General features: G+C 44.2%; 16 protein-coding genes. 7 read left to right on the forward strand and 9 right to left on the reverse strand.

Annotation, left to right across the window (positions count from 1 at the left end; genetic code table 11):
* The first annotated feature begins 13 nt into the window (after positions 1-13).
* Positions 14-1,546: a serine hydrolase gene (locus AC1DUD_RS21275; protein ID WP_477378075.1), complete on the forward strand. Its 1,533-nt coding sequence runs from the start codon at positions 14-16 to the stop codon at positions 1,544-1,546.
* Positions 1,547-2,057: 511 nt separating this feature from the next.
* On the opposite strand, the gene AC1DUD_RS21280 is transcribed toward AC1DUD_RS21275, so the two are convergent.
* The gene (locus AC1DUD_RS21280; RefSeq protein WP_477378077.1) at positions 2,058-3,425 is read right to left on the reverse strand and encodes an NHL repeat-containing protein; all 1,368 of its coding nucleotides are present in this window, start codon (positions 3,423-3,425) and stop codon (positions 2,058-2,060) included.
* Positions 3,426-3,643: 218 nt separating this feature from the next.
* Between AC1DUD_RS21280 and AC1DUD_RS21285 the strand changes: the two genes are divergently transcribed.
* Positions 3,644-4,108 (forward strand): DUF4920 domain-containing protein, encoded by a 465-nt coding sequence (locus tag AC1DUD_RS21285; RefSeq protein WP_477378079.1) that lies wholly within the window; start codon positions 3,644-3,646, stop codon positions 4,106-4,108.
* A gap of 2 nt (positions 4,109-4,110) precedes the next feature.
* Here the strand turns inward: AC1DUD_RS21285 and AC1DUD_RS21290 are convergent, their stop codons facing one another.
* The 3 genes from AC1DUD_RS21290 to carB all read right to left on the reverse strand — a co-directional run bounded on the left by AC1DUD_RS21290 (position 4,111) and on the right by carB (position 8,193).
* Positions 4,111-4,569, reverse strand: coding sequence for a hypothetical protein (locus tag AC1DUD_RS21290; protein WP_477378081.1), 459 nt, complete (start codon positions 4,567-4,569; stop codon positions 4,111-4,113).
* Between the two features lie 60 nt (positions 4,570-4,629).
* Positions 4,630-5,277 carry a hypothetical protein gene (locus AC1DUD_RS21295; protein WP_477378083.1) on the reverse strand — a complete coding sequence of 216 codons (648 nt, stop codon included), beginning with the start codon at positions 5,275-5,277 and terminating at the stop codon, positions 4,630-4,632.
* Positions 5,278-5,376: 99 nt separating this feature from the next.
* A complete protein-coding gene (gene carB, locus AC1DUD_RS21300; RefSeq protein WP_477378085.1) occupies positions 5,377-8,193 on the reverse strand; it encodes a carbamoyl-phosphate synthase large subunit in 2,817 nt (938 codons plus the stop codon).
* 334 nt (positions 8,194-8,527) lie between these two features.
* Here carB and AC1DUD_RS21305 point away from each other — a divergent pair, with 334 nt between their 5' ends.
* Entirely contained in the window at positions 8,528-9,055 is a 528-nt protein-coding gene (locus AC1DUD_RS21305; RefSeq protein WP_477378088.1) for a hypothetical protein, read from the forward strand.
* Positions 9,056-9,057: 2 nt separating this feature from the next.
* On the opposite strand, the gene AC1DUD_RS21310 is transcribed toward AC1DUD_RS21305, so the two are convergent.
* The 4 genes from AC1DUD_RS21310 to panC form a co-directional block, all read right to left on the reverse strand.
* Positions 9,058-9,411 carry an energy transducer TonB gene (locus AC1DUD_RS21310; RefSeq protein ID WP_477378112.1) on the reverse strand — a complete coding sequence of 118 codons (354 nt, stop codon included), beginning with the start codon at positions 9,409-9,411 and terminating at the stop codon, positions 9,058-9,060.
* A complete protein-coding gene (locus tag AC1DUD_RS21315) occupies positions 9,378-10,028 on the reverse strand; it encodes a toxin-antitoxin system YwqK family antitoxin (protein WP_477378090.1) in 651 nt (216 codons plus the stop codon). Before AC1DUD_RS21315 ends, AC1DUD_RS21310 begins: the two co-directional genes overlap by 34 nt.
* A 30-nt stretch (positions 10,029-10,058) precedes the next feature.
* The gene (gene panD / locus AC1DUD_RS21320; RefSeq protein WP_477378092.1) at positions 10,059-10,409 is read right to left on the reverse strand and encodes an aspartate 1-decarboxylase; all 351 of its coding nucleotides are present in this window, start codon (positions 10,407-10,409) and stop codon (positions 10,059-10,061) included.
* A 163-nt stretch (positions 10,410-10,572) separates the two neighbouring features.
* A complete protein-coding gene (gene panC, locus AC1DUD_RS21325) occupies positions 10,573-11,403 on the reverse strand; it encodes a pantoate--beta-alanine ligase (RefSeq protein WP_477378094.1) in 831 nt (276 codons plus the stop codon).
* 153 nt (positions 11,404-11,556) lie between these two features.
* Here panC and AC1DUD_RS21330 point away from each other — a divergent pair, with 153 nt between their 5' ends.
* From AC1DUD_RS21330 to AC1DUD_RS21345, 4 genes are all read left to right on the forward strand, one after another.
* Positions 11,557-12,381, forward strand: coding sequence for a glycogen/starch synthase (locus AC1DUD_RS21330; RefSeq protein ID WP_477378096.1), 825 nt, complete (start codon positions 11,557-11,559; stop codon positions 12,379-12,381).
* Between the two features lie 15 nt (positions 12,382-12,396).
* Positions 12,397-13,800: a DUF4270 family protein gene (locus tag AC1DUD_RS21335; RefSeq protein ID WP_477378098.1), complete on the forward strand. Its 1,404-nt coding sequence runs from the start codon at positions 12,397-12,399 to the stop codon at positions 13,798-13,800.
* A gap of 190 nt (positions 13,801-13,990) precedes the next feature.
* On the forward strand, positions 13,991-15,826 hold the full coding sequence (glmS, locus tag AC1DUD_RS21340; RefSeq protein ID WP_477378100.1) for a glutamine--fructose-6-phosphate transaminase (isomerizing): 1,836 nt from the start codon (positions 13,991-13,993) through the stop codon (positions 15,824-15,826).
* A 92-nt stretch (positions 15,827-15,918) separates the two neighbouring features.
* Complete coding sequence (locus AC1DUD_RS21345) at positions 15,919-16,692, forward strand: TerC family protein (RefSeq protein WP_477378102.1); 774 nt, start codon at positions 15,919-15,921, stop codon at positions 16,690-16,692.
* A 135-nt stretch (positions 16,693-16,827) separates the two neighbouring features.
* On the opposite strand, the gene AC1DUD_RS21350 is transcribed toward AC1DUD_RS21345, so the two are convergent.
* The gene (locus tag AC1DUD_RS21350; protein WP_477378104.1) at positions 16,828-19,236 is read right to left on the reverse strand and encodes a glycoside hydrolase family 31 protein; all 2,409 of its coding nucleotides are present in this window, start codon (positions 19,234-19,236) and stop codon (positions 16,828-16,830) included.
* Positions 19,237-19,608 lie beyond the last annotated feature (372 nt).

Raw genomic sequence — 19,608 nt, forward strand, 5'->3', positions numbered from 1 at the left:
AAAGTCCTCTGTAATGAAAAAAATACCTCTATTGCTCGCTGTCTGTATTTTATTTTTCACATCGGTTAACGCTCAGCGGGCTGACAGGAGCAAGTTCATTAAAGACAGTTTAGACCTCTATATCAGCAAGGCCTTGACCAACTGGCGTGTGCCCGGCATAGCTGTTTGTATTGTGAAGGACAACAAGGTGGTGCTCATGAAAGGTTATGGCATTAAAGAGCTTGGCCTCATGAACAAAGTTGACGAAAATACACTGTTCATGATTGGCAGCAACACCAAGGCTTTCACTGCAACAGCGCTTGCCATGCTGGAGGCAAACAAAAAACTCTCGTTAGATGACAAGGTAACCAAATACATTCCGGAATTTAAACTGGACGACAAGAACGCAAGCGACCAGGTAATAGTTCGCGACCTCCTTTGCCACCGCCTTGGCTTCCGAACCTTTCAGGGCGATTTTACTTTTTACAATACCAACCTTACCCGCCAGGAGGTAATTCAGCGTCTGGGCAAGCTTAAAGCTACTTATCCATTCCGCACACGCTGGGGTTATACCAACGCGGCGTTTTTAACAGCCGGCGAGATCATTCCGAAGGTAACCAACGGGCATTCATGGGAAGCCTATTTAAAAGAGGCTATTTTTGCACCGTTGGGCATGGGCAATACCCTGGCCTTAAGCAAGGACCTGCCAACATCCCTAAACCGCACCGTTCCGCATACTATTGTTGATGGCAGACTTACCCCAATCCCTTATTGTCAGATAGATGGCATCGCACCTGCAGGATCTATAAGCTCGTCGGTAAATGACATGAGCAAGTGGGTGCTTGCTTTATTGAACGATGGAAAGGTCGGTCAGCGCCAGGTGATCCCTTCTGCTGCCATCCAGGCTACACGTGTGCCGCAGGACATTGTGAGCAGCGTACACCATATGAACGGCGAAAATAATTTTGAGCTTTACGGCTTAGGTTGGTTTATCCAGGACTATTCGGGCCACAGGCTGGTGATGCATGATGGCGGGGTTAACGGCTATCTGTCGTCTGTAACGCTTTCCCCCCAGGATAACCTGGGCATCATTATACTAACCAATACCGATCAAAATCTGCTTTTTGAAGCCCTGCGCTGGGATATTTTAGATGCTTACTTTAAGCAGCCCTTCCGCAATTATAGCGAAGGCTATTTAAAACAATACAAAGCCAATACAGCAACCGAACAGGCCGAAGATAAAAAGCTGAAAGATTCGGTATTGTTGAATCCCAAACCGCTGCTGCCACCCAATAAATATCTCGGCAAATACAGCAACGAGTTTTACGGCAGTATGGAGGTTACGCAGGGCGAAGGCAGTAACCTTGAGATGCGCTTTGAACATCATCCTAAAATGTATGCCCTGCTAAAACCACTTGGCGGCAACCGCTTTTACGTTACCTTTTCTGACCCTACGCTGGGCAAGGCAATATTTCCCTTTACTGTACAAAACGGCGAGGTTACGGGCGTACGCGTAAAAGTGGCTGATTTTGTGGAACGGGGGGCTTATGATTTTAAGAAGAATTAGGATTTTGGAAACTCTGCAGATTGAATGAAAAAGGAGTTGAAGACTTACGAAATTTTAAAAACTTCGTAAGTCTGGATTCCAGAACCGTGGTGTTGAATAAAAAACCGATGAACCCAACTAAAGCTGAAATGACATCTACATCACGTCATGTTGAGTGTTTAAATCCGTTCGGCTCTGAAGGTGAAATGACATTAACTAAAGAGAAAGAGTACCTGTCACCCTAAGCCTGTCGAAGGGTCACGCGCAGAGGCCTGCCCACCATGCTTCGACAGGCTCAGCATGACCCCTGTTTTAATTATGTCATGGGTAAGAATGAAGCTTATACTTCGCCCTGTAGTATGGCAGTTCTGCTTATCGAAGAAAATCCTTCGCTGTCGCTCAGGATTACAAAGGCCTACCTACCAAACTTTACCTCTCCTTAAATAAAAACCCCTATAAAAAAATCAGCGCCATAACATCTTCTAAAATTGGAAGCTGTTATGGCGCTAAAAATATCTGTTAGATTAGCCGCTTACGGCAGTACGATCTTACGGATGCGGTTGTTGTAATAGTCCGCTACGTAAACATTGTTGCTGGCGTCAACTGTAATGCCTTGCGGCGAATTAAATATACCTGCAGTACCAACACCATCAGCGAAACCGGTTGTCCCGTTACCGGCAATTACTTTCAGCACTTTATCCTTGGTAATTTCCAGGATCCTGCCATTTTGATCGGCGATGAACAGGTTCCAGTTTTTATCAAACGCGATAGCCGATGGGCCACCAAGAAGAGTAATTTGTTTATTACCACCAATAAAAGTGGTAACAACCCCTGCCGGAGTAATTTTACGGATAGTATGATTAAGCGTTTCGGCTACATATATATTATTGTTAGCATCGATAGCAATACCATTAGGCTTGTTGAAAGTTGCGCTGGTTGCTGTTGCATTATCCAGATAGCTTGCTCCCCTGCTACCCGCAAACGTGGTAACAACACCGGCCGAAGTAATTTTACGGATGAGGTTATTGCCCATATCGGCTACAAAAATATTCCCGGAGCCGTCAATTGCCAAACCGCGTGGGCTGTTGAACGTCGCCTTTGTGCCTGTTCCATCTGCATAGCCAGCATCACCACTGCCTGCAAAAGTACTTACAACACCTGCCGGAGTAATTTTGCGGATATTATTGTTGCCATAATCGGCAACATAAATATTGCCTGATGCATCGGTAACCAAACTTTGAGGAGCGTAAAACTGGGCGGTAACTATAGGGCCATCAACATAGCCTATTTCGCCATTACCCGAAATTGTGCTGACATCTCCTGCCGTGGTAACTTTGCGTATAGCGCTGTTAAATGAATCAGCCACATAAATATTACCATCAACGCCTACAGTTATTCCTTGCGGACTGTCAAAAAGAGCTGCGCCACCCAAGCCGTCAACAAAATCAGCCGTGGCATTACCCGCAAGCGTGCTAACTGTTCCCCCGGTTGATGTTGTACCATCTCCTGTGGTAAACTGAACAACTTTGCCGTAACCGGTACCACCGCTGTTTATAGCATACGCACGGGCGTAATAAGTTGTTTTTGGGGTTAAACCGGTAATTTTTGTAGTATAGGCATACTGAAGTACGGTATCTTTAGTTTTCGTGTCGCCCGTGGTAGGGGTTTGATTAGTTGAGCTGTAGCAAATGCCATAGCTGCTCAGGCTTATATCAGTAGTTCCGTTAAATAAACCACCAGTATAGGCTATTGTCCCACTTTCGGCAGTCACCACGTCCATCGTGGTTAAATCAGGTACGGTTACCACTGTAGCGTCTTTTTTACTGCAACTTGTGCCTGCTAAAGCAACGGCAAATAAAAACGCAGCAAATAAAATTGTTTTAGTAAAGCTCTTTTTCACGAGTTTGTTTAAAAGTTATATATAGTAAAGTAAGCAAAATTAACTCATCAATACGTAGCAAATTACTTTAAAGTAACATTTTAACAAATATTAACATACTTATTACTTACCAAAGGATCATTCTGCCCTGCAAATACAGGCTAATTACTTTTTTGACCGACCATAAATCAATCAAAAACCCAGCAACATTTTAGGCAGCGGGATGTTATTAATTCAGCATGAAACTAATAACGCTGTTTATATCCATTTTAATAGCCAATATGGCTATCGCACAAAAACATGTGCCGTTGCCGCACGGAATGGTATTTGGAGAAAAGCCCGATACCATAACATTAATGCATGCATCGAAGCTGGAAGCTTTTATAGGGAACAAAACACGCATCACCACCGCCATTAGCGGTAAGGTGATTAAAGTAATTAAAGAAAAAGGCGGCTGGTTTGAAATGGATGCAGGTAACAAGCGGGTTATTGCAGCCCACTTTACTAATGCGGGCGTAAACCTGCCCCGGCAAGTGGCGGGCCGTACCGTAATAATTTCAGGGGTAGCAGCCAAACAATTCATTGCCGACGATCTGCAGCATATGGCCGGCGATACAGTTAACGGCAAAAAACAACATAAGGTAAACACCAGCCCAAGCCGAAGGATCAGTTTTGAAGTAAAAGGACTATTGATAGATAAATAAGACTAATCAAGCCTGGTAAAGGAGAAGCTATAAATAAGCCTGATGCCGATGATGGTAGTCCGGTATCCTTTTTTCAAGTAATCAGCATGTAAATTAAGGTCGAGCGTTTGATGATGCCCCGATAACGGGATAAAACCAGCACCACCGGTAGCACCAAAACCGCTATAATCGGCATCGTAGTAGCCAAAAGCACCAGCTGATGAATAGATCATTTTACTGAGATAATACCTACCCGAAAGGCCAACCTGCACCGAATAGGGTACTTCTGTAGCCAAGTATGGCGTAACACTTACTGCCTTTGTTACCTTAATTTCGCCTTGTAAAATGCCGCCAAAGCCGTTACTATTTTCACGGGAGGTGTTAAAGCCGAAGCCCAGGCCGATAGCGTTTTTTGCCTGGGCATGAACTTTCACTGCCCCGCATATCAGCAGGGCAAAAAGCAGGATAAAGGTAGTTCTCAAAGCAGGATGTGATTAGTCTCGTTAAAGTTAACGTATGTACGTTAACCATGACAATCATATCTATCCGTTTGTTACAATGAGCTGCCTTAATTTTTCAGAAACTTCGTTTTTATTCACTGTAGATGCATCACGGCGGCATTTCAGATAATGCTCACGTGCAATTTTCTCTGCCAGGTCGCCGATGGTTTTTACGTGCATCTCCTTGCCAAAACGTCCGGCCAGTTTCAAGCCTATTCCTGCTATCATCATACCGGTAACTCCTATAGCTAAGTAATAAAAAGCCAACACAAAGCTAACCACCAATGTCATCGAAAACAGGTTTACTATCCACTGCTTGGGTTGAAGCAAGCTGATCTGGAAACCCATCTCCTCTTCAATGGCAGCCACAGCCTCAATACGGCTATCGCGCGGAAAAAGGTCAACAAGTTTGGTTTGGGGCTTTATGATATCCTTATCATGGCCTGCTGATGCATTAATGGCATTACGGAGTTTGTAAAATGCCTGCTGTGTGGTACAGCCATCATTTGTTTTCTTTACCTTTTCAACTACAACGTCGCAAAGTTTACCAAAGTTTTGCACATCATTTACAGATGTATCGTTTAAACTGATGTTAAATGATTTTTCAATTTTCACTAAAACACCATCCATATCTTCAGGATCAACATTTCTTAAGTTGATTTCCTGACCATTAGCCGGGTTAACTTTCAATCTATAGTAACTAAGTACAACAATAGTGAACCTGCAATTAGGGTTGCAGGTTCACGTTATTAGCAATTAAACTACAAAGGCTGCAATTTAATGTTTTAATTATCTGCTCAAATACATCGATTTCTCTTTGTACAAATTCCTGAAGTATGGATCTTGCAGGTTAGGGATGAAGCGGATAGCCTCACCAGTCGATTTCATTTCCGGACCAAGCTCTTTAGTAACTTCCGGGAATTTATCGTGCGAGAATACCGGTTCTTTGATCGCATACCCCCATAGTTTGCGCTCGATGGTAAAGTCGCTCAGTTTATTTACGCCGAGCATTACTTTAGCAGCAATGTTGATGTAAGGTACGTCATAAGCTTTGGCAATGAAAGGCACAGTACGTGAAGCACGCGGGTTAGCCTCTATCACATAAACTTTATCATCCTTTACAGCAAACTGGATATTAAGCAAGCCGCGCACGTTAAGAGCTTTGGCAATCTTTTTAGTATATTCTTCAATCTGGCTGATCACATTGTCTGACAGATCAAACGGAGGCAGTACTGCGTATGAGTCGCCTGAGTGGATACCTGCTGGTTCAATGTGCTCCATCATACCTACAATGTGAACATCCTCACCATCGCTGATGGAGTCAGACTCGGCCTCAGCGGCACGGTCAAGGAAGTGGTCAATCAGTACGCGGTTGCCCGGTAGGTTACGCAACAGGCTTACTACTGCTTTCTCCAGGTCTTCATCGTTAATCACGATGCTCATCCCCTGGCCACCTAATACGTAGCTTGGTCTTACCAGTACAGGGTAGCCAACTTTGTGGGCTACTTCAAGTGCTTCTTCAGCACTTTCAGCAACACCGTATTTAGGGTATGGTATTTCAAGCTCTTTCAACAGGTCAGAGAAACGGCCGCGGTCTTCGGCAATGTCCATATCATTGAATGAAGTACCAATGATGCGGATACCATGCTCGTGCATCTTTTCGGCCATTTTAAGCGCGGTTTGACCGCCCAGCTGAACAATTACACCATAAGGTTTTTCAAGCTCGATGATCTCACGTACATGCTCCCAATAAACCGGCTCAAAGTATAGCTTATCGGCCATGTTAAAGTCGGTCGATACCGTTTCAGGGTTACAGTTAACCATGATGGCCTCAAAACCGGCCTCTTTAGCAGCAAGCAGACCGTGCACACAGCTGTAATCAAACTCAATACCCTGACCTATGCGGTTAGGGCCCGAGCCTAATACAATGATCTTTTTCCTGTCGGATGATACCGATTCGTTCTCACCTTCGTAAGTTGAGTAATAATACGGTGTTTTTGCAGGGAACTCGGCAGCGCAAGTATCAACCATCTTGTAAACGCGGGTCATGCCCAGCGCTTTGCGGCGCTGGTAAACATCTTCCTCGGTTACGTTGCCCAAAATGTGGGCTATTTGTACGTCTGAAAATCCTTTTTGTTTAAGGGTGAAGAAAAACTCTTCAGGGATATTATTTAGGCTGTAGCGGCGCAGCTCAGCTTCAAGGTTGATCAGGTCCTGGATCTGGTTCAGGAACCAGCGGTCAATCTTGGTTGCCTTGCGGATAGACTCGATTGGCACACCCAGGCTCATAGCGTCATAGATGTGGAATAACCTGTCCCAGCTTGGATGCTCCAGGCTGTGCATGATCTCTTCAAGGTTGCGGCTCTGGCGACCGTCGGCACCTAAGCCGGCGCGACCGATTTCCAAACTCTGACAAGCTTTTTGCAATGCTTCAATAAAGCTGCGACCAATGCCCATCACCTCACCTACCGATTTCATCTGCAGGCCAAGCTCTTTGTTAGCGCCTTTGAACTTATCAAAGTTCCAGCGAGGTATTTTCACGATCACGTAATCCAAAGTAGGCTCAAAGTAAGCCGAAGTTGTTTTGGTGATTTGGTTTTCGATTTCATCGAGGTTGTAACCTATAGCAAGCTTGGCAGCAATTTTAGCGATAGGGTAACCTGTTGCTTTTGATGCCAGTGCTGATGAGCGTGAAACGCGGGGGTTAATTTCAATAGCGATGATCGATTCATCGGCAGGATTAACCGAAAACTGCACGTTACAGCCGCCGGCAAAGTTACCGATGGCGCGCATCATCTTAATAGCCTGGTTACGCATTTCCTGGTAGCAGCGGTCGCTCAGTGTCATAGCAGGTGCTACAGTGATCGAGTCGCCGGTGTGGATACCCATCGGGTCGAAGTTTTCGATAGAGCAGATGATGATCACGTTATCATTACTGTCACGCAATAACTCCAGCTCGTATTCCTTCCAGCCCAGCACGGCTTGTTCAACCAAAACCTCGTGAGTTGGTGATGCCTGCAAGCCACGGCTTAAAGCGGCATCAAATTCTTCTTTTTTGTGTACAAAGCCTGCGCCTTTACCACCTAAAGTATAACTTGGGCGGATAACCAGCGGGAAACCGATTTCCTGCGCTGCTTCTTTACCTTCCAGAAACGAGTTGGCAATTTTTGATTTTGCCACACCTACGCCGATGTCAACCATCAACTGGCGGAAAGCTTCGCGGTTCTCTGTTTTTTCGATGGCAGCGATATCGACACCAACAATTTTAACACCGAATTTTTCCCAGATGCCGCGTTCGGCAGCTTCAATACAAAGATTGAGTGCTGTTTGGCCACCCATGGTAGGCAATACAGCGTCGATCTGTTGCTCGGTTAAAATTTTCTCGATGCTTTCGCAGGTTAGCGGCAGCAGGTATACGTGATCGCCAATAACTTTATCCGTCATAATAGTGGCCGGATTGCTGTTAATGATGGAAACGGTAATACCTTCGTCTTTAAGGGAAAGGGCGGCTTGTGAGCCGGCGTAATCAAATTCGCAAGCCTGGCCAATAATGATTGGGCCTGAGCCTATTATCAGAACGGATTTGATGGAGGTGTCTTTGGGCATAGGGCTTTTTTTTAATTCAAAAGTTCTAAGTCAAAAGTTAAAGGCTGTTAGGCCTTTAAACGGTTTTTCCTATGCGCTGAAAGCCAAGAAATCCCGACTTCAGCGTCGGGGTGCAAAGATAGAATTTTAACAAACACGATTTATGTTTTTTTTCAGATTTAATATAACAGCAATCTCTCACGGCTTCTTTTAAGTTTCAGGATACTTTTTCATAAAACAATAAGCTTACTATTTTCGTAAAATCTCACTATATTTACTTACAGCCCTGCCTGTAAAAATTCCGATTGAACCTGTAATTGCGCCAATCCGCAAATACTTTATATATTTAGGAACTATGATAAAGAAGCCTGTTTTTCCATTGCTTGTGGCTATTTTATTTTTGGGCAGCTGCGCCATGCTGCAATCAGTTGTTAAATCAACCTTCCCGTATACGGCCACTATGGTGATTCCGGCATCGGCCAAAGTTGACGAAGCTCAAACCGCACTAAGCATAGGTAACAGCTATGACCAGGATTTTACCAAAGATGGCAATAACGCCGGTAAAATAAGCGAAGTACGGATCGTATCGGCCAGGTTGGAATCAAGAGACCCTTCAGATTACAATATCGGCAATATTGCTTCACTACGTGTGTATATGGGTAAAAGCGACGGTAGTGATGAGGTAATGGTAGCTATCCGGAAAGATATTTCGCCAAACTCGGGAAACGGCATAACACTTGATTTAGACAACTCCCATTTTTTAGATGAACTGGTACGCCAGCCCAGCGTACGCATCAGAATGGTTTACCGCCTGCGTAAAGCCGCGACAACTGACATTAGTCTGAAAGTATCACTGGGGATAGGATCAAACCCGGCTAATTAAGTTTACCTGCTCATCGCGAATGAAACCGGCACGCTATACCTAACCCTAACCGGGAAGCCAAATTGTGTTCCAGGAACCCATTTGGGCGAATTATTGAGCACCCGCACAGCTTCATTATCAATAACAGGGATAACAGACTTGCTCACTTTAATATCTGTTAATGTTCCATCTTTTTCAACAACGAAAGAAAGGACCACAGTGCCTTCAATCCCGCGGCGAAGCGCATCATCCGGATATTTGATATTATTTGATAAAAACCTTCCAAACCGCTCAAGCCCGCCTTTAAATTGCGGAGGTACCTCACGAGATTTCAGGTAGGTATTTACTTTTCCATCTTTAGTTGTAGCTGTGCTGATACCAACACCCCGTTATCGTAAATTTCAGTAAAAGTGGTCTTGAAGTCTTGAAAATCACCTTTCCACTGCCCATCGCGTTTGCCGCCTTTTACAGGGCCTTCTTCTTCAACATAAGCAAACTTGCTATTGTAACCTTTAAAATAGCCATTCCCATCGGTTACCTGGGCGTTTCCTAATGAATCTTTATTGGCGATGATGAGGTAATTACCAGACCTGTCGGCTGTACGGTCCTTATTATCTTCGGGATACGAAAACTGCGCGTATAACCTGCCATTGGGATAAAATTCCATATCCTCGCCGGCCTTCACCCCGTTTTTATAGCTGATCACGGATTGCCTTTTGCTATTGGTATAGTAGGTAACGCATTGCCCTTCAAATTGCGGCGGATCTATCTTTACAGATTTCCCGATGAGTTTTTGAGTTCCGCTGGGATAAAATTCAAAAACATTATATAACGTTGAAGCCGAGTCCGGCTCCCGCACCACACGGATATAATCGGCACTATCACGCGTATCAACGTATTTGCCATTATTTTTGATAAAATAAACGTTTTGGCGTTGGGCAAAAACTCCGGTTACAGTAACAAGAAAAAGAGATATGGTAAAAAGTGTTTTCATTAAGTAAATTGCGGCTTAAGCGCCGCTAATTTACTTAATCAGTTTGTTATCTGAATCGGGAAATATCAAAATAGGTTCGTAGCTGCGTGCCTCTTCAGTCTCCATGTATGCGTATGACATGATGATCACGATATCTCCTACCTGTGCCAGACGGGCCGTAGCGCCGTTAAGACATACGGTACCCGTTCCGCGTTCGCCTTTGATAACATAGGTTTCAAAGCGAGCCCCGTTATTGTTGTTCACTATCTGAACCTTTTCGTTGGGGATGATATTTGCAGCCTCAATCAGGTCTTCATCAATAGTGATACTGCCCACATAATTCAACTCCGCCTGCGTTACCTTAACCCGGTGAATTTTGGACTTTAATATTTCAATTATCATGGCGCAAAGTTAGGAATAAATTTAGTCGATAGTCCATAGTCGATAGTCCATAGATTGTAAAAGATTTTCACTCAAAAATCACCCCATAGTCAATTACTAATAGTCGACAGTATATCAAGTGTTTACACCAGCGAATTACCCCCCATGATCTATAGACTATCACCTAAGAAATCAACACATTATCAATCAATCTTGTTTTACCTACCCGGGCTGCAACAAGGGCAACAATGGATTCGGATACCGGGGTGGCCGGGTGCAAAGTTTTGCCATCGGCTATTTCAAAATACTCCAGTTCAACGCCGGGTTCGCTGCTGATCATTTGAGCAGCCTGCTGCTGCAGGGCATCAATTTTGTTGATATCAAAGTTTTCATTAACCCAGTTGAGCGTTTTAGACAGAATAAGCGAATGTTCCCTGTCATACGGCGTAAGGTGAATGTTTCTTGAGCTCATAGCCAGGCCGTCGGGCTCGCGCTCGATAGGGCACATCACCAGCTTAACAGGCATATTCAATGCTTCCACCATTTTGCTGATCACCATAACCTGCTGATAATCTTTCTGACCCAAAAAAGCGATATCGGGCTTTACAATATTGAACAACTTATTTACCACCTGCGTAACGCCCTGGTAATGCCCGGGCCTGAATTTTCCTTCCAGCAAGTGTTCAAGATCGCCCATGTCAAAATGCCATTTCTCATTATCAGCATACATCTCGGTAACCTGCGGATTAAACAAAATATCGCAGTTAACTTCTTCCAGACGGCGGATATCGTCGGTTATGGGGCGGGGATATTTTTCAAGATCTTTAGGGTCATTAAACTGGGTAGGGTTCACAAAAATACTGCAAACAACCTGGGTGCTTTGCTGCTTAGCCAGTTCAATTAAACCCAAGTGCCCCTTATGCAGTGCGCCCATGGTTGGTACAAAGCCAATTACTTTTACCGGCTTACGGTTAAAATAATCGGTTATCTCATTTTTAGTGCTGAATATTTTCAACGTAATAGGTGTTACAAAATTTGGCAAAGGTGTACAATTGCTTAAAAATAACCAAAAGTTACTTGCATAATTCGTTGGCAGTTTATATAATATTAGTTATATTTGCAAACTCAAATTTTTTGACTTCTTTACATTTTAAATACTGATTTAGTGATGGGTAAATCTAAGCTTTTGTTTATAACTCATGAAATGTCCCCTTTCCTTGAACTCACAAAAATTGCTGAAATAACACGCCAACTTCCGCAGGCTATGCAGGAGAAAGGTTACGAGATCCGTATCCTTATGCCGCGTTTCGGCAACATCAATGAGCGCAGGAACAGACTTCATGAAGTGATCCGGTTATCAGGTATGAATATTATTATCGACGATAATGATAACCCGCTGATCATCAAAGTAGCATCTATCCCGGCGGCGCGTATGCAGGTGTATTTTTTGGATAATGAAGAATATTTTCAGCGTAAACATGTGTTTGCAGACAAAGAAGGTAAATTTTATGCTGATAATGACGAGCGTATGATCTTCTTTTGCAAAGGAGCATTGGAAACTGTTAAAAAATTAGGCTGGGCACCGGATGTGATTCATTGCCATGGCTGGATGAGCGCGCTTGTACCTGCTTATCTGAAAACAACTTACAAAGACGATCCTACATTCAAGCACTCAAAAATCATTTACTCAATTTATGAAAATGATTTTAAAGAGAAATTGCATGATGATTTTGCTACAAAAGCCATCATGAGCAATATGAACGAGCAGCATGTTGAGCCTTACAAAGGAGGCACCAATTCGGCACTGTATGCCGGCGCAATTCATTACTCAGACGGCATTGTTTTAGGCAGCCCTGATATCGATGCTGATGTGTTAAATAATGTTAAAAACAGCAATAAATCGGTTTTAGACTTTGATTCTACCGCAGATTTCGAAAATTATTACAATTTTTACGACGAAATTACCAACGACGAATTGGTGCATGTTGCATAAGACTTAATATTATATATGAAATTTTTCCGATTAGACTTATTGACCCTGTTAATAAGTCTTTTTATTTTGAATAGTTGTAAACGCCAGGATGGTATTGGTTTGGGCATCAATGATCAAAACGAGATCAACGGCAGCCTGCTAGTTGATACCAATATTGTTATTAACACTGTTGTTGATGATACGGCAGCTACATCCGGCATGACCAGGACACCGCTTGCCAATTTTACCGACCCTGTATTCGGCACAACAAAAAGTGTGGTTGCCATTGGCCTTAACCTGCCAAATGGAGCCGCGTATACCGTTCCGGCAGGTACCCTGACAATAGACTCCGCCGTACTTGTACTTAAGTATGCCGATGGTTTTTATGGCGATTCGCTGGCTTCGCGCTATAAAATAAATGTTTACCAACTTCAAAAAAAGATAGAAAGCAAAACCTACTACACCAACAGTCACTGGGATGCTGATCTGAGCGCCTTACTTGGCTCTAAAACTTTTACAGCCCGTACGCATGACAGTATTACTATTGCCCGTATCCGTACCGATACGTTGGATACTGTTCAGCGTGTAGCCCCTCAATTGCGTGTACCGCTCAGCAAAGCTTTTATTTATAACAACCTGTTTAATGCAAGCGGTACCATACTCGCGTCGCCAACAACCTTTCAAAGTACTGTAAAAGGGTTATATCTTTCATTGGAAAAGGCACAGGCCAGCGATGCCGGCGGCATCATACAGCTTAATATGGGCGCTTCGCAACTTGACGTATTTTATAAGGTTGTTACGGCCGCCACCAGCACAACAACGAGCACTATTGATACGGCATCGGTGACCCTGCCATTCTTTAACCGTGCGGCCGAAGTTACACGTACATATAGCACCACTATCCAGGCCGCCCTTAATAATACCACAACATCGCAAAATACGGTTTATTTACAGGGACTTGCTGGCTTAAGGGCCAAGCTCAGTTTCCCTGGCCTGGACAAGTTGGTTGACTCAACAGTAGTGTTAAACCGTGCCGAAATTGTTATAACCCCCCGGGCTGGCTCAGGTGTGCCATATGCGCCATTACCTAAGCTAACCATGTACAAGCTGGATATAGCCAAACAAAGAACACTGATACAGGATGCCAACGGCAGTGATCCGCGCTCACAAACCAGTTTGTTTGGCGGCCGCTATAACCGCACCACAAAAGAATACCATTTCCTGGTTACCGCTTTTGTACAGGACCTGATCCGTAAAAAAACAGTTGATTACGGTACTTATATTGCCCCTGTTGATACTACCCTGGTTAATACCACAACAGGTATTGATGTGGGCCCGTCAACACAAACAGCCGCCCGCACAGTTATAGTGGGCAGCGATAAAGGCACCCCGGGTTACAGCATCCGGCTGAATATCATTTATACCAAAATTCGCAAGTAAGATATCTATTAATAAACAAAAGAATCCCCGCTTAGGGGATTTTTTTGTTTAAGACAAATACACTTCTTAAAATACTTTTTTAAGTATTTTAAAACTTCACCTTTTTCGTAAAAAATCAAAATAATTATTGCTGATATGTGTTATATAGCTGTTTATTTTGCGGCGTTTAACATTTATACTTGATTATTATATGTGCGGAATTGTTGGTTATATAGGATTTAGGGATGCTTATCCCATCGTTATAAAAGGGCTTCACAGGCTGTCATACCGGGGCTATGACAGCGCCGGAGTTGCCCTGCTTGATCAGGACCTTAAAGTTTATAAAAAGGCCGGGAAGGTGGAGGATCTTGAAAAATTTGTGAAGGATATCGATCTGAAGGGGACTATTGGGATGGGACATACCCGCTGGGCTACGCATGGCGAACCAAGTGATCGCAACTCGCACCCACACTCGTCTGGAGACAGGAGGCTTACCATTATCCATAACGGTATTATCGAAAACTATGGGGTGATCAAAGAGACCCTCATAGCTAAAGGCCATGTTTTTAAAAGCGACACAGATACCGAGGTTTTAATACACCTGATCGAAGACATCCAAAAGGAAACCGGGCTGGATTTGAAAGATGCTGTTCGTGTTGCTTTAAATAAAGTGATAGGTGCATATGCCATTGTAATTATGAGTGCCGATGAGCCTGATTTGCTTATTGCGGCCCGTAAAGGCAGCCCAATGGTAATTGGAGTAGGCAAAGGTGAATATTTCATAGCTTCAGACGCTACGCCCATTGTAGAGTATACCAAAAATGTGATCTATCTTAACGATAACGAAATTGCTTATGTGCATCGGGAAAATCTGCTGGTAAAAAACATTGATAACTCGGTACAGACACCCTATATCCAGGAACTCGATTTAAAACTGGAAATGCTCGAAAAAGGCGGTTACGATCACTTTATGATGAAGGAGATTTATGAGCAGCCCCGTTCCATCCGCGATTGCCTGCGTGGCCGTATTTACCCCCAACAGGGCAAAGTTCAGCTTGGCGGCATTAAAGAATACACCGAGAAGCTTAAAAATGTCGATAGGATCATTATTGTAGCCTGCGGCACCTCATGGCACGCAGGTTTGGTAGGCGAATATCTAATTGAAGAATATGCCCGCGTGCCGGTGGAGGTAGAATATGCCTCCGAGTTCAGGTACCGCAACCCTATCATCACCGAAAAAGACCTGGTGATAGCTATTTCCCAATCGGGCGAGACTGCTGATACCATGGCTGCCATTGAACTGGCTAAAGAAAAAGGCGCTACTATTTTCGGTATTTGTAATGTGGTTGGTGCTTCTATTCCGCGTTTAACACACGCTGGCGTTTATACCCATGCCGGGCCGGAGATTGGTGTTGCCTCAACCAAGGCGTTCACAGCCCAGGTAAGCGTATTAACATTGATAGCATTTTATATAGCCCAGCAGCGAGGTAAAATTACCGAAAGCAAAATGGTTGAGTATTTAACCGGCTTAAACGAAATCCCGAACCTGGTGCAGGAAGCCCTGAAATCTAACGATCATATCAAAGAAATTGCAGCCAAATTCAAAGATTCAACTAATTGTCTATTCCTGGGTAGGGGAAGTTCGTTCCCTGTAGCACTGGAAGGCGCTTTAAAGCTCAAGGAGATCTCCTACATTCATGCCGAAGGCTATCCGGCTGCCGAAATGAAACACGGCCCTATCGCCTTAATTGACGATGAAATGCCGGTAGTGTTCATAGCCACCAAACATTCATCGTACGAAAAGGTGATCAGCAATATCCAGGAAGTAAAAGCCCGAAAAGGTCATGTAATTGCCATTGTTACCGAAGGCGACACCGAAGTAAAAGGCATGGCCGATTATGTAATAGAGATACCCCAAACCAGCGAAGCATTTGTACCGCTTGTGGCGACCATTCCACTGCAATTACTGGCTTATCACATTGCCGTAATGCGCGGTTGTAATGTGGATCAGCCGCGTAACCTGGCCAAGTCGGTTACCGTTGAATAAGTGCTTGAACGTGAAAATCTATTTTTACAAACCCCTGCCTTTAAAGGCAGGGGTTTTGTTATTTTTGGGAAGAAACAAATACCTGCGCACCTATGAGTTTTGAAATCTTTACCCAGGCCGAGTCCTGGATATCCCTGGTCACGCTTACACTTTTAGAGATCGTTTTAGGCATCGATAACGTAATATTTATCTCCATTCTATCAGATAAACTCCCGGCCAGTCAACAAAGCAAAGGCCGGCGGATTGGTCTGGGCATGGCCATGATAACCCGCATCCTGCTATTATTATCAATCAGCTGGGTAATGACCCTTACGGCGCCGCTATTTAATCTGAGCTCTATCTTTAGCATTACCAATGCCGAGTGGGTTGAAAAACTGGCAATCTCCGGTCGCGATCTGATCCTGATCATTGGCGGCCTGTTTCTTATCTACAAAAGCACCGCCGAGATCCATCATAAAATTGAAGGCGAGGAAGAAGCAGAAGGAGCAGTAAAGAAACATTCATTCTGGGGCACCATAATCCAGATCATGCTGCTGGATATCGTTTTCTCTCTCGATTCAGTGATCACTGCCGTAGGCATGGCAAGTCATGTAGAAATCATGATCCTTGCTGTAGTTATTGCCGTTGCCATTATGATGTGGGCATCAAACGGCGTAGCCTCATTTGTAAACAAGCACCCAACAGTAAAAATGCTGGCGTTGTCGTTTTTACTATTGATCGGTGTTTCATTGTTGGCCGAAGCCTTTGAACAGCATATCCCTAAAGGGTATATCTATTTTGCTATGGCTTTCTCCGTTTTGGTAGAGATGCTGAATTTGAAAATGAAAGCGAAGAAGGATAAGAAAGTGGCGAGCAAAAGGAATTAAAAAAAACCGTCATTGCGAGGTACGAAGCAATCGCGAACTATACAGAGCGGCTCTGCTTATAGGGATTGCTTCGTACCTCGCATTGACGGTTTGTAAATTGTTGATCAATAAATTAACCAATGATTCAAATGACCACTAAAGGGCTACCGCTACCGCTTTACCGCTATACTTAACCACTTTATCAGCCTTAGCCGTTAAAGCCACATCCGAACCGTGTGCGCCTTTAACCAGTACCACATTAAATGTGCGGCTCTTTAACTGACCAGGGAAATGTCCTTTGGTATCTGAGATAGTAAGCTTATGTGTTTTATCATTCCAGTTTAACGTAAACGTAGCCGACTGACCTTTTTCATAGTTATAGTTATCGTTCTCATCTTCATAAAACTTAAATGAAGCATCGGCACCGGGGTAAATACGAAGCTCGATGTTGCTGTTTGGTTTTTCAGTAGCATACTCAACATCAGGACCCATGGGAATAATAGAGCCCGCTTTTACGTACAGTGGCAATATTTCGATAGGAGCCGCGGCACTGATGGTTTGGCCACCGTCAAGCAGTTCGCCTGTCCAGAAGTTGTACCATTTGCTGGCGGCAGGCAGGTAAACCTGACGCGCTTTGGCCTTCCTGTCGGCATCGCTTGAGGTATACAACTGCTCGGTAACAGGGTTAACCATGAAGGCAGGCCCAAACATATACTGATCAGGGATACCGTAAACATTGGCATCGCCGCGATAATCAAAAGCCAGGGAACGCATAATGGTGTAGTTATCGTTAGTTACGCGGCCGGCTAACGAGTAAATGTACGGCATCAGGCGGTAACGGAGCTTATCGAAATTAAGCAGGATAGACCTTGTATTTTCATCCCAGTTTTTGCTGAAGATAGCACGCTCGCCTTTTCCATGGATCCGGAAGATAGGGCAAAACGTACCGAACTGGAACCAGCGGGTAAACAGCTCCCGTTTGTCAGGTTGCGACCAATCGGCAGGCTTCCAGTGATAATGGTAGCCGCCAATATCGGAAGTCCAGTATGGGATGCCCGATGTACAAGCGTTGATCCCCTGTGGCACCTGGTCTTTAAAATCATGGAAAGTACATTCAATATCGCTCGACCATAATGTAGAGGCATTGCGTTGCTCACCCGCAAACGACTGCCTCACCAAAAAGAAGGCTCGCTTACCCGGGATATCCCTGCGCCAGCCCTCATATACGCCTTTAGTATGCTGTAGTGAGTAAGTATTAAAATAGTCAATACCCTTACCTATAGCAAACTTGCTTTGGCGGCGGGCATCCAGCAATGCACCATTATCAGGCTCGCACTGATCTATCCACCAGGCATCCCAGCCGTAACGCTTAATAAGGCTGTCGCGGGCCTGGTCCCAGTAAAGTTCACGAGCCTTAGGGTTATGGGCATCATAATAAGTATCAAAGGTATGGGTAACCACGTTATCCCAGGTGATATCGGTTAGTCCTCCCATTTTGTCCAGTGCATCATAGTTAGGTGTGCCTTTACCAAACACCGGCCAAATGGAGATCATGGCATGGATGTTTGCCTTGTGTAGGGCGTCAACCAACTGTTGTGGATGCGGGTAGCGCTCGGGTTTCATCACGTGCGAACCTATTGGCAATGGGTCCCAGTAATACCAGTCCTGCACAATCACGTCCACTGGAATGTGGTTATTACGATAATTATCTTTTACTGTAAGGATCTCGTCTTCACTCAAGTACCTGTCTTGCGACTGGAACAAGCCGTAAGCCCATTTACCAAACATCGGCGCTTTACCGGTGGCAGTACGGTACAGATCGATTATGTGATCAAAGCCGGGCCCGTAGAAAAAGAAGTAGTCAACCTGCTTACCGCTTTCAGATACATATTTGAATTTGGTATTGTCGGCTTCGGCGCCGTAGAAATTACTGGCGGAATAGTTATCCCACATTAGGCCATAGCCTTTTGTTGATAATAGGACAGGGATAGCGCCTGTAAGATATTTAATGGCAAGGTCCTGGTTACGCCCCTTGTAATTGATTGACATAGAATCCAGCGGATGACAACCCAGCCCAAACAAAGCCTCATCCTTTGGCGATGTAAATTGTGTGGTAACGTTGTAGGTATTGATCCCGGCGATAGTAGCCGCAGTAAGGGATTTATTGTCGCTATCTTCGGCAGTGATCACATTCCCTTTCAAATCGGTATAGGTAATTGCGTTAGTAGCTTTATTAACCCTTACTTTCAACTTTGCCGTAGTAATAACCACTTCAGCTTTACCATCTGCAACCTGGTAAACCAGGTGCTGAAGCCATTTGTTATTAACCACTAATGACTGTTTGGTTTCAAAAGTATCAAAAATGGTGTATTTAACTTCGATAAGATCGTCCTTGCGAATGAGGATTTTCATCAAACCTTTGTCGAGCGTAAAAGTAACGCCATCGGCAGCCTTCTTAAAAGATTTGACAGCTGCCATAGCAGGCATACAGGTTATGAGCAAAAGAATCAACGCAATCGATTGCTTTACTTTTCCGCCTTTGTTAGATAATTGTTTAAACGTCATGAGTATCAGTGATTTGGTTTATATTAGGTGTGAGATCAACACCTAATTAGACACAGTGAATATAGCGTACTTTTTTAAATTGGAATAATCTTTTTTCAGCAATTCATGGTATAAATCATGTGAACACTGAAAGTTATTTCCGATCATGGTATTACCTGCGGCCCGGGGTATGCTTTCATGCGCCTGCATGCCTTGTGTAGCTGGGCTTAACGCTTCTATCTAACGCGGGCATAGGTATAGGACACTTTCCTTTGGACTCCGAACATCAATAGCAAAAGAGGGCCCGTCAGTCTGAGTGTTTAAATCCGTCGAACGCTGAAGGTGCAATGGCATCTCCACAACGTCATTGCGAGGTACGAAGCAATCCCCGAC

It is taken from the genome of Mucilaginibacter sp. P4_A11, assembly GCF_056402535.1.

What these genes read in the sequence shown, in the direction of transcription:
- AC1DUD_RS21305 (WP_477378088.1), top strand. Translation starts at nt 8,528, where the DNA reads ATGATAAAGAAGCCTGTTTTTCCATTGCTTGTGGCTATTTTATTTTTG.
- glmS (WP_477378100.1), top strand. Translation starts at nt 13,991, where the DNA reads ATGTGCGGAATTGTTGGTTATATAGGATTTAGGGATGCTTATCCCATC.
- AC1DUD_RS21315 (WP_477378090.1), bottom strand. Translation starts at nt 10,028, where the DNA reads ATGAAAACACTTTTTACCATATCTCTTTTTCTTGTTACTGTAACCGGA.
- AC1DUD_RS21345 (WP_477378102.1), top strand. Translation starts at nt 15,919, where the DNA reads ATGAGTTTTGAAATCTTTACCCAGGCCGAGTCCTGGATATCCCTGGTC.
- AC1DUD_RS21350 (WP_477378104.1), bottom strand. Translation starts at nt 19,236, where the DNA reads ATGACGTTTAAACAATTATCTAACAAAGGCGGAAAAGTAAAGCAATCG.
- AC1DUD_RS21335 (WP_477378098.1), top strand. Translation starts at nt 12,397, where the DNA reads ATGAAATTTTTCCGATTAGACTTATTGACCCTGTTAATAAGTCTTTTT.
- carB (WP_477378085.1), bottom strand. Translation starts at nt 8,193, where the DNA reads ATGCCCAAAGACACCTCCATCAAATCCGTTCTGATAATAGGCTCAGGC.
- AC1DUD_RS21330 (WP_477378096.1), top strand. Translation starts at nt 11,557, where the DNA reads ATGGGTAAATCTAAGCTTTTGTTTATAACTCATGAAATGTCCCCTTTC.
- AC1DUD_RS21285 (WP_477378079.1), top strand. Translation starts at nt 3,644, where the DNA reads ATGAAACTAATAACGCTGTTTATATCCATTTTAATAGCCAATATGGCT.
- AC1DUD_RS21275 (WP_477378075.1), top strand. Translation starts at nt 14, where the DNA reads ATGAAAAAAATACCTCTATTGCTCGCTGTCTGTATTTTATTTTTCACA.
- panD (WP_477378092.1), bottom strand. Translation starts at nt 10,409, where the DNA reads ATGATAATTGAAATATTAAAGTCCAAAATTCACCGGGTTAAGGTAACG.